We start from the raw sequence: 9,421 nt of genomic DNA on the forward strand, positions 1-9,421 counted from the left end.
CTCATGCGCATTCTCTGGACACTGCCCTATCTGCCGTGGCCCACCACCAGTGGTTGCAAGGCCCGGCAATACCATCTGCTGCGCGCCCTTGCGCAACATGGCCACCGGATCACCTTGTTGGTGCAGACCAAAATCCCCTTGAGCGATGCGACCCGCGAAGCCCTCACCCCCCTGGTAGAGCGCTTGATCGTGCTACCCCGGCGCGCCCTGCACAGCCCGCTCAACCTGTTGGCTTCGCCGATCATCGACTACCCCATGCGGGCGATCATCAATGGCTTGGCACCTTGCCTGCGCCACCGTTTCGAGCAATTGCTGGACGAGCCTTGGGACGTCATCCAAATTGAGCACAGCTACAGCTTCCAGCCGTTCGAAAAGGCGCTGCAGGCCCGTGGCTTGCCGTACATGCTCAGCGAGCACACCCTCGAATCGGTGATGGGTGCGGCCTGCCATGACCGCCTGCCGCTGTGGCTGCGCCCACTCAACGCGTTCGACCGCTGGCGCTACCGCCGCTGGGAACAACGCGTACTGTGCCAACCCAGTGAAGTGGTGGCGGTCAGTGCCCATGACGCTGAGTTGATCAGCCAGATCAGCGGGCGCCCGGTCAACGTGGTGGTCAATGGGGTGGATTGCGCTTACTACCAGGACGTACGCCCCGCCCTGCACAGCCAGCGATTGCTGTTCGTCGGCAACTTCGAGTACGGCGCCAACCTGGAAGCCATCGAGTGGGCGCTGGAAGAAATCCTGCCGCAAGTATGGATGAGCAACCCAGCCGTGCGCCTGGCCATTGCCGGGCACGCGATGCCTGCCAGCTGGAAGCTGCACTGGAACGATCCCCGTATCGAATGGCTCGGTTATCGTCCTGACCTGCGCGAACTGCAGCGCCGCTCAGCGCTGTTCTTTGCACCGCTGCGCTACGCTGGCGGTTCGAAGGTGAAAATTCTCGAAGCGATGGCCGCCGGGCTGCCGGTGATTACCACCGGCAAGGGCGTTTCCGGCCTTGGCGTGAACAATGGTGAACATTACCTGGGCAGCGATGACGGCGACCAGTTGGCACTGCTGATCACGCAGTTGCTGAACCAACCCTGGCGCATGTGCCAACTGAGCGAAGCCGGCCGCCAGTTTGCCCGGCAACGTCACGACTGGAGCGTGGCCGCCCAACAACTGGAAAACGTGCACATGCGGCTGACCCAGGCGGCCACCGCCACCGCCACACAACCGCGCGGTGCCTGGGTCGGGCGGTCAGCCAAGTAGTTCGCTCAACGGTATGAACGGCACGCTGTCTCCGGTCTTCGGCGTGCTGCCTTCGCGCACCTCGACCAGGCCCTCAGCCCAGGCGGCGCTGCGCAGCACACCCGAACTCTGGTTCTTGTAGATGCGTACCTGGCCATTGTCGATCCGTGCGCGCAGGTATTCACGCCGGGTGCCTGCCTTGGGCCAGTCGAACCCTGCCGGCACGTCGAACCGCAGCGGCGTGACCTCGACCACACCTTGACGGCGTAACAGGTAGGGGCGCGTGAGCAGGCCGAAGGTAACCAGGGTCGACGCCGGGTTGCCTGGTAGGCCAATCACCGGCACACCGTGGTAATGGCCGAAGGTCAGCGGCTTGCCCGGTTTGATCGCAAGCTTCCACAGCGCCAGCTCACCCGCTTCGCGCAGCGCCGCACCGAGGTAGTCGGCCTCTCCCACGGACACGCCGCCAGTGGACAGTATCAGGTCGACATCGCCCAGGCTGGCCAGGCATTCGCGGGTACACGCCAGGTCATCGGGCAGGATGCCACTGTCACGCACTTCACAACCCAGGCGCTGCAGCCAACTGACCAGCAGGCGCCGGTTGCTGTTGTAGATCTGCCCCGGGCCCAGGGGCTGGCCAGGCTCGACCAGTTCGTCGCCGGTGGACAGCACCGCCACCCGTACCCGTCGTACCACGTCCACTTCGGCATAGCCCAGTGTGGCAGCCAGGCCTAGCTCGATGGGCCCCAGCCGCGTGCCCGCGCACATGACCTGCTCACCTTTGCGGGTTTCCTGACCCTGCGGGCGCACATTCTGATCCACCTTGAGGGGTTCGAGAAAGCGCACCCGGCCATCGTCCAGTACTGCGGTGTTTTCCTGCATCTCGACACAGTCGGCACCGGCGGGCAGTGGCGCCCCGGTAAAGATCCTGGCGCAGGTGCCAGGCTGCAGGGCGTCGGGCGCGTGCCCGGCAAAAATGCGCTGGCTGACCACCAGCGGCTCGCCCTGCCAGTCCGCCAGGCGCAGCGCGTAGCCGTCCATGGCACTGTTCGGCCAGGGCGGCAGGTCGAGCGAGGCGACCAGGTCGGTGGCAAGCACGCGGCCCTCGGCTTCAGCCAACGACACGCTCTCGATGTCCTTGATCGGAGCCGCTTCGGCCAACGCCAGCAAGCGCTCCAGGGCTTCCTCCACCGGCATCAGCGGCCGGGCCGACGATGCCTCAACCACGGCTTTCGCAGGCCGCTGCCTGCTTCAGATGGGGGACGAAATTGCAAGGGCGATGGCGGGCATCCAGCTGTTCGGCGAGGATGCCGTCCCAGCCAGTGCGCACAGCATTGGTCGAGCCCGGCAGGCAGCAAACCAGGGTGCCATTGGCCAGGCCTGCCAACGCTCGCGACTGCACAGTGGAGGTCCCGATGTCGGCTATTGAAATCTGCCGAAACAGTTCGCCGAAGCCCTCGACCTGCTTGTCCAGCAGGCAAGCGACCGCTTCGGGTGTGCTGTCGCGACCCGTGAACCCGGTACCACCGGTAATCAACACAACCTGCACGCTGTCGTCGGCAATCCACGTCGCGACCTGGGCGCGAATCTTGTACAGGTCGTCCTTGAGCAGCACTCGTGCCGCCAGCCGGTGGCCTGCGGCTGTCAGACGGTCCACGAACATCTGCCCGGACGTATCGTTTTCAAAGGTGCGGGTATCGCTGACCGTCAGCACGGCAATGTTCAGCGCCACGAAGGGGGTATCTGCCTTGGCTTTCATGAGTGTCCATCGCAGGAAAAGAGGATGCTCGCATTTATATCACAGCCCACTTCAAGGCAGCCTTGGCAGACCTGGATCAATACGCAGCGAATCGCGCTATGCTGCACTGCAAAGGAACTTGCGCAGAAGCCCTGCGTCATAAAGGTCATCTAGCACCATCGCACTGGAGAAACATGATGATTCAACGGACCCTTCCCGCCTTTCTGCTTGCCCTGGGCCTTGGCGCCCTCGCCGGTTGCGCTTCGCCGACCGTGATTACCCTGAATGACGGCCGCGAGATCCAGGCAGTGGACACCCCCTCTTATGACGAGGACTCCGGCTTCTACGAATTCGAGCAACTCGATGGCAAGCGCACGCGCCTGAACAAAGATCAGGTGCGTACCGTCAAGGAGCTCTGATCGAGCCCCTGTTTTGAACGTAAGCCCTTGTTGTTAAAAGGGCTTGCGCTCAAAAAAACGATGCAGTAGGATTTTGTTCATCGGAGTGTAGCGCAGCCAGGTAGCGCGTCTCGTTCGGGACGAGAAGGCCGCAGGTTCGAATCCTGTCTCTCCGACCAAATCCTCAAAAGCCCGCCTTGTGCGGGCTTTTTGTTGCGCCTGGAAAATGCGTGGAACCTGGACCGGCCTCTGAATGGAGGCCGGCAAGCACTATGCGGTCAACCGCGAGGTTACTTCACCCAGCTGCCCCGACAACCCGTGCAGGCGCTGGCCGGCTTGTTCGGTATGGTGCACCGCTTCCTGGTTGGCGGTGGCAATGCGGGTAATCTCGATCAGGTTGCACGAAATGTCTTCGGCCACGCTGGTCTGCTCTTCAGCCGCGGTGGCGATCTGCCGGTTCATGTCGCGGATGGCCTCGACGGCTGTGGTGATACGCTGCAGCATCTGCCCGGCCTGCTGCACCTGCTCAGCCCCTTCCTCGCTGCGCCGTTGGCCGCTTTCGATGGCCTTCACCGCCTCTACCGCGCCAGACTGCACCGCCTCAATGATCTGATGGATTTCGGCGATCGAGGCCGCCGTACGCTGGGCCAGGCTGCGCACCTCATCAGCCACCACCGCAAAGCCGCGCCCAGCTTCACCGGCACGGGCCGCTTCGATGGCCGCGTTGAGCGCCAGCAAGTTGGTCTGCTCGGCAATGCCACGGATCACTTCCAAGACCTTGCCGATGCGCGAACTGTCGCTCTCCAGATGCCGGATCACTGCGGCTGTATCTGCGATTTCGCGGTTGACCCTGGCAATGATATCGATCGTTTGCTGCATGACCTGCTCGCCCGCCTGAGCGTTGTGGTCGGCATCGTCGGCCGCGCGGGCGGCCTCGGCGGCATGGCGCGCCACCTCCTGGGCGGTGGCGGACATCTCGTGCATGGCCGTGGCCACCTGGTCGGTGCGCTGGAACTGGTCATGGGAACCTCGCGCCATGCCACTGGCGAGGGTGCGCAACTGGCCGCTGGCGCCCTCCAGCTCCTGGGCATTGTCCTTGAGGCGGCCGATGGTTTCCGCCAGGAAGTCGCGCAACGTATTGGCCGCAGACGCCAGCCGGCCCAGTTCATCCTCTCGATGGCTGTCGACCCGTGCGGCAAAGTGGCCCTGGCTCAACTGCGCAACGTATTCGATCAACTGGCGAATCGGGTCGATCAAGCTGCGGTTCACCCGCCACAGACTCAGTACGCCTACCAGCAGCGCCGACCCCAGCATCACCAGCACGCCCAGCCACACCGTGCGCTCGGCGCTGGCACTGATGCTGCCAGCGCGCGTACGGGCCTCGGCCCGTAGCTGTTCGACCAACACACTCATTTGCTCGCTGGCGGCGCGGTCAACCCCTTTGACCGCCTGGTCGCCCGCCGCTGGATCACCACCGGCGGCCAGAAACGCCTCACGCCCTTGTGCATAGGCAACGCCCAGTTGCCGGTGGCTGTCACGCAACTGCTGCAAGGGCGCCTTGAGCGTGGCATCGCTGCTGTCGATCAGTTGCCCGAGCAATTGCTGAACCTGTTGCTCGCGGGCCTGAAACTGCTGCCAGTATTTGTCCAACTCGGCCGGCTGGCGGCCACGCAGCAACACGTTCTTCCATTCCTGCACCTGAATCTTGAACTGCAGGTTGGCCTCGTCGATCAACTGCGAGGCCCGCAGCGGCCCCTCCACCAGCTCGGCGTAGCTGCGCACGCTGGAGGATAGAAACTGGAAGCACACCAGCGCGATCAGCAACATCGCCGCCAGGCTGCCGCCAAGCAGGGTGAGAATTTGCACGCTGAGGGATTTACGCAACATCGCGGATCTCGGAACAAGGAGAAAGGAAACAGCGCGCCGTCGGCAGCGCTGCGACAGACATCCATGTCCTCGTTCGCAGGCAAAAAAAAGCTGCCATCGATCGATAGCAGCGAGGTCGAGCACTTACGCAACAGTTGAAATAGATAGTCTCAAGCAATTGCTACAGAAATGTTACAACCACGGGACAGACTAATGGGTGGTGAACTGCAGTGCGGCCAGGCGGGCATACAGCGGGCTTTCTTCAATCAGCTGGCGATGGGTGCCCACTGCCACCAGTTGCCCCTTGTCAATCACGGCAATCCGGTCGGCGTGTTGCACCGTGGCCAGGCGATGTGCGATGACCAGCGTGGTGCGGCCGGCCATCAAGCGGGGCAGCGCCTGCTGGATCAGGTGCTCGCTTTGCGCATCGAGTGCACTGGTGGCCTCGTCAAGCAACAGGATCGGTGCGTCCACCAGCAGCGCACGGGCAATCGCCAGACGCTGACGCTGCCCGCCCGACAGGCCGATACCGCCCTCCCCCAGGACCGTCTGGTAGCCTTCCGGCAACTGGCGAATGAATGCGTCCGCGTGCGCCCCTCGCGCCGCCGCCTCGACCTCGGCCAGGGTCGCCTCGGGCCGGCCGTAGCGGATGTTGGCTTCGACACTGCCCCGAAACAGGGACGGGGTCTGTGCCACCAATGCAAACTGGCGGCGCAGGTCTGCCAGCGCCAGGGTGTCGATGGGCTGCCCATCCAGGAGGATGCGCCCGTGCTGGGGGTCGTAGAAGCGCAGCAGCAAGTCGAACAGGGTTGACTTGCCCGCACCCGATGGGCCAACCAGCGCCACCGTCTGGCCTGGTTCGATCACCAGGCTCAAATGATCGATAGCCGCTACTGACGGCCTCGACGGGTAGGCAAATGCCACCTGCTCAAGCTCAATGCGTCCAACGGCCCGCTGCCGGTTCTCAGGCACCTCGTCAGGCGCCAGAATCGCACTGCGCGCAGCCAGCAGCTCGGCGATGCGCTCGGCCGCGCCTGCAGCACGCTGCAACTCACCGATCACCTCGCTGAGGGTGCCGCACGCACTGCCGACGATCAAGCTGTAGAAAACGAACGCCGCCAGCTCGCCGGCTGAGATGCGCCCGGCAATCACGTCCATGCCCCCCACCCACAGCATCACCCCTACCGCGCCCAGCACCAGCACGATGACCAGGGTGATCAGCCAGGCGCGTTGGGCAATGCGGCGCCGGGCAACGGTGAATGCCGCCTCGACCGTGTCGGCGAACAGTGCGCGATCCCGCGCCTGGTGGTTATACGCCTGCACGGTCTTGATTTGCCCGAGGGTTTCGGCCACGTAGCTGCCCACATCCGCCACCCGGTCCTGGCTCTGCCGCGACAGGCTGCGCACGCGTCGCCCGAACAGCAGGATCGGCGCCAGCACCAGCGGCAGTGCCACCACCACGATGCTGGTGAGTTTGGGGTTGGTGATGAACAGCAGCACCACCCCACCTAGCACCATCAGGGCATTGCGCAGGAACATCGACAACGATGAGCCGATCACCGACTGCAGCAACGTAGTGTCGGCGGTCAGCCGCGACTGGATTTCCGAGCTGCGGTTGTCCTCGAAAAAGCCTGGGTGCAGCCCGATCAGATGGTCGAACACAGCGCGGCGGATATCGGCAACGCAACGCTCACCGATCCAGGACACCAGGTAGAACCGGCTGAAAGTACCTACCGCAAGGGCAAACACCAGGATCAGGAACAAGCCGATGGTCTGGTTCAACTGATGCGCGGAGCGGGTCATGAACCCCTGGTCCACCAGCAGGCGAATGCCCTGCCCCATGGACAAGGTAATGGCGGCGGTCACCACCAGTGCCAGCAAAGCCAGTAGCGCTTGCCGACGGTAGGGACGCATGAACTGCCAGCCGAGGCGCAAGGCGCGACGCTGGCGAGGGGAAACCGGTTCGGGCATGACGATGACCACAGCGACAGGGAACCTGCAGCCTACCATTCATCCGGCCTGGCAGTGGCTATAGCCCATCGTTCTAACGGCGCTCTGGAGATTTGCAGCGCTTTCTGATGGACTATTTGTGTCGTGACATTACAAGAGCCACTGTCACGGGCCAGTCACGGCACAGGTTTACCTTGATATCGGACCTGACGAGGAGACAGGACATGAGCTTGCAGCATGCCAGCGATACCCCTAAACCCCAGCATCACGCGCAACCTGAAGTTTGTGGCTCGATCATCGACGCCCAAGGCCGTGAAGTGCCCATCACCGAGCAGATGATCCAACAGGCCTGCAAGGCCCTGGAAGACAGCCGGGTGGCAAAAGTGCACAAGGGCTAAGTGCAGAATTGATTGCAACCCGGCGCTTGCGCCGGGTTTTTATTGGCCTGTTGGTTGGCGGCCTGCTTCAGGTTTGACTGCGTCAGACCACGGTCCCGCCCAGGGCACTGACCATCTGCGCCAGTTGCGGCGCTTCGCCGTGCAAGCGCACCTTCAGCCCTTCGATTTCGCGCCGTGGCGGATAGTGCTTGCGCAACTGGTCGAACGCCGCGCGCTGTTCGTCCACCTCCTCGCTCAGGCTACGGCGAAAATCGGCATCGTCGCGACGCGGGTCATACACCGCCCGGCACAACGTCGCCAGCGCCCAGTCGAGGTCGGCTGCGCCATCGAGTTCGATCTGCGCCAGGGGTGGCCGGGGCAGCAGGTCGGCCAGTTGCACGCGCTCGGCCTCGCCGAGGAAGCGGCACACCGCCTGGTAGATCTGCGCCGTGCCGCGCTGGCGGCCATCCAGGCTGTAGCCGGCGATGTGCGGTGTGGCCAGGGTGCAAAGGTCGGCCAGTTGCAGATCGACCTGGGGTTCACCTTCCCAAACGTCAAGCACTGCGTGCACATCTTCGCGGTCCAGCAGCAGTTCGCGCAGCGCCGTATTGTCTACCACCGGGCCGCGGCTGGCGTTGATCAGCCATGCACCGGGGCGCAGGCGGGCCAGTTGTGCGTGACCTAGCAGGTGCCAGGTGGGGTATTCACCGCCACGCTGCAAGGGGGTATGCAGGCTGATCACATCGCAGTGTTCGAGGACTGTTTCGAGGCTGACGAAGTCGCCGCCTTCGTTGGCTTGGCGCAGAGGGTCGCAGACCAGCACCTTCCAGCCCAGGCCGTGCAACACGCGCACCAGCCGGCCACCGACCTCACCGGCGCCAACCACACCGTAGGTGCGTTGAGGCAGGGCGACGCCGTCCAGGTCAGCCAGGGTCAACACGCTGCCGAGCACGTAGTCGACGACGCCGCGGGCGTTGCAGCCTGGGGCGCTGCTCCATTGAATGCCGGCTTCGGCGAGGTAGTCCAGGTCTAGGTGATCGGTGCCGATGGTGCAGGTGCCGACAAAGCGGACGTTGCTGCCTTCGAGCAGTTGGCGGTCGACTTTAGTCACCGAGCGCACCAGCAGTATGTCGGCCTCTTTGACGCTGGCGGGGTCGAGGCTCCTGCCTGGGTAACGGCGAATCTCGCCGAAGCCTTGGAAGAAGGCATCGAGCAGCGGGATATTCTCGTCGGCAACTATCAGCATGGCGCTCTCCTGTCTGGGGAACGCAGTGTAGGCGCTACGCGCGGCCTGATCCAGCGCGGCTCAGTCGGCTTTCTTGCGGATCCAGTACAGGTAGGTGCCGGCCTCTTCCTGCTGCTGCAGGAGCTCGTGGCCGAGGAAGTTACAGAACTTGGGGATGTCACGGCGGGTCGAGGGATCGGTGGCGATGACCTTGAGCAGGCCGCCAGCAGCCAGGTTGCGCACGTGCTGGTGCAGCATCATCACTGGTTCCGGGCAGTTCAGGCCGGAGGCATCGAGGATGGCGTCGGGGGTGAAGTCAGTCATGAGGGGCTCCGCAAATGATCGCTATTGTGGCCCATCACGCCCCACACACCAATACCCATACCCACCGCTGTTGCTGTTGCTGTTGCTCCTGCTCTTGCCTTTGCTTCTAGCGCGCGATAGTTCAAACGCCGCCGATTGCGACTTCAGGAGGCCGAGCGCAGGTCTTGCGGAGGGAGGTGACGGGCATGGATGCCCGTCAAGCGCTGCGGCCCAGGATGGGCCGTTCAGCGCGGTCCTCCCGGGAGCAAGACCGGAGCGAGGGAACCCCGAAGCGCAGCGTAGGGGCCGGATGATAGGAGCCAGCGTTTTTTGG

At 63.7% G+C, this 9,421-nt stretch carries 9 protein-coding genes, 1 tRNA gene and 1 pseudogene; 4 read left to right on the forward strand and 7 right to left on the reverse strand.

Annotated elements, in window-relative coordinates:
* Window positions 1–3: 3 nt before the first annotated feature.
* On the forward strand, window positions 4–1,251 hold the full coding sequence (locus APH34_RS23135; protein ID WP_054903107.1) for a glycosyltransferase family 4 protein: 1,248 nt from the start codon (window positions 4–6) through the stop codon (window positions 1,249–1,251).
* On the opposite strand, the gene glp is transcribed toward APH34_RS23135, so the two are convergent.
* Together glp and moaB are read right to left on the reverse strand one after the other, a co-directional pair.
* Window positions 1,240–2,427, reverse strand: a complete 1,188-nt coding sequence (gene glp / locus APH34_RS23140; RefSeq protein ID WP_054903108.1) for a gephyrin-like molybdotransferase Glp — start codon at window positions 2,425–2,427, stop codon at window positions 1,240–1,242. The two genes, APH34_RS23135 and glp, sit on opposite strands and share 12 nt — an antisense overlap.
* A gap of 22 nt (window positions 2,428–2,449) precedes the next feature.
* Window positions 2,450–2,989, reverse strand: coding sequence for a molybdenum cofactor biosynthesis protein B (moaB, locus tag APH34_RS23145; RefSeq protein WP_054903109.1), 540 nt, complete (start codon window positions 2,987–2,989; stop codon window positions 2,450–2,452).
* 176 nt (window positions 2,990–3,165) lie between these two features.
* On the opposite strand from moaB, the gene APH34_RS23150 reads away from it, so the two are divergent.
* Window positions 3,166–3,387, forward strand: coding sequence for a YgdI/YgdR family lipoprotein (locus APH34_RS23150; RefSeq protein WP_054903110.1), 222 nt, complete (start codon window positions 3,166–3,168; stop codon window positions 3,385–3,387).
* An 81-nt stretch (window positions 3,388–3,468) separates the two neighbouring features.
* A tRNA-Pro gene (locus tag APH34_RS23155) sits at window positions 3,469–3,545 on the forward strand.
* A gap of 91 nt (window positions 3,546–3,636) precedes the next feature.
* On the opposite strand, the gene APH34_RS30410 is transcribed toward APH34_RS23155, so the two are convergent.
* From APH34_RS30410 to APH34_RS23165, 3 genes and pseudogenes are all read right to left on the reverse strand, one after another.
* On the reverse strand, window positions 3,637–4,404 hold the full coding sequence (locus tag APH34_RS30410; protein WP_371263321.1) for a methyl-accepting chemotaxis protein: 768 nt from the start codon (window positions 4,402–4,404) through the stop codon (window positions 3,637–3,639).
* Window positions 4,405–4,521: 117 nt separating this feature from the next.
* Window positions 4,522–5,253, reverse strand: a pseudogene (locus APH34_RS30415) (HAMP domain-containing protein); the annotation flags it as partial.
* 189 nt (window positions 5,254–5,442) lie between these two features.
* Complete coding sequence (locus APH34_RS23165; RefSeq protein WP_054903121.1) at window positions 5,443–7,203, reverse strand: ABC transporter transmembrane domain-containing protein; 1,761 nt, start codon at window positions 7,201–7,203, stop codon at window positions 5,443–5,445.
* Window positions 7,204–7,406: 203 nt separating this feature from the next.
* On the opposite strand from APH34_RS23165, the gene APH34_RS29650 reads away from it, so the two are divergent.
* Window positions 7,407–7,580: a PA1571 family protein gene (locus APH34_RS29650; RefSeq protein ID WP_176514596.1), complete on the forward strand. Its 174-nt coding sequence runs from the start codon at window positions 7,407–7,409 to the stop codon at window positions 7,578–7,580.
* An 82-nt stretch (window positions 7,581–7,662) separates the two neighbouring features.
* Here the strand turns inward: APH34_RS29650 and pdxB are convergent, their stop codons facing one another.
* Complete coding sequence (gene pdxB, locus APH34_RS23170; RefSeq protein WP_054903112.1) at window positions 7,663–8,805, reverse strand: 4-phosphoerythronate dehydrogenase PdxB; 1,143 nt, start codon at window positions 8,803–8,805, stop codon at window positions 7,663–7,665.
* A 60-nt stretch (window positions 8,806–8,865) separates the two neighbouring features.
* Entirely contained in the window at window positions 8,866–9,108 is a 243-nt protein-coding gene (tusA, locus tag APH34_RS23175) for a sulfurtransferase TusA (protein WP_054903113.1), read from the reverse strand.
* Window positions 9,109–9,421 lie beyond the last annotated feature (313 nt).

The organism is Pseudomonas sp. NBRC 111131 (genome assembly GCF_001320525.1).
Lineage (GTDB): Bacteria > Pseudomonadota > Gammaproteobacteria > Pseudomonadales > Pseudomonadaceae > Aquipseudomonas > Aquipseudomonas ceruminis.

Bases quoted from the DNA above. Each gene is read 5' to 3' on its own strand.
- APH34_RS23135 (WP_054903107.1), top strand. From the start codon at position 4: ATGCGCATTCTCTGGACACTGCCCTATCTGCCGTGGCCCACCACCAGT.
- glp (WP_054903108.1), bottom strand. From the start codon at position 2,427: ATGCCGGTGGAGGAAGCCCTGGAGCGCTTGCTGGCGTTGGCCGAAGCG.
- moaB (WP_054903109.1), bottom strand. From the start codon at position 2,989: ATGAAAGCCAAGGCAGATACCCCCTTCGTGGCGCTGAACATTGCCGTG.
- APH34_RS23150 (WP_054903110.1), top strand. From the start codon at position 3,166: ATGATTCAACGGACCCTTCCCGCCTTTCTGCTTGCCCTGGGCCTTGGC.
- APH34_RS30410 (WP_371263321.1), bottom strand. From the start codon at position 4,404: ATGGCGCGAGGTTCCCATGACCAGTTCCAGCGCACCGACCAGGTGGCC.
- APH34_RS23165 (WP_054903121.1), bottom strand. From the start codon at position 7,203: ATGCCCGAACCGGTTTCCCCTCGCCAGCGTCGCGCCTTGCGCCTCGGC.
- APH34_RS29650 (WP_176514596.1), top strand. From the start codon at position 7,407: ATGAGCTTGCAGCATGCCAGCGATACCCCTAAACCCCAGCATCACGCG.
- pdxB (WP_054903112.1), bottom strand. From the start codon at position 8,805: ATGCTGATAGTTGCCGACGAGAATATCCCGCTGCTCGATGCCTTCTTC.
- tusA (WP_054903113.1), bottom strand. From the start codon at position 9,108: ATGACTGACTTCACCCCCGACGCCATCCTCGATGCCTCCGGCCTGAAC.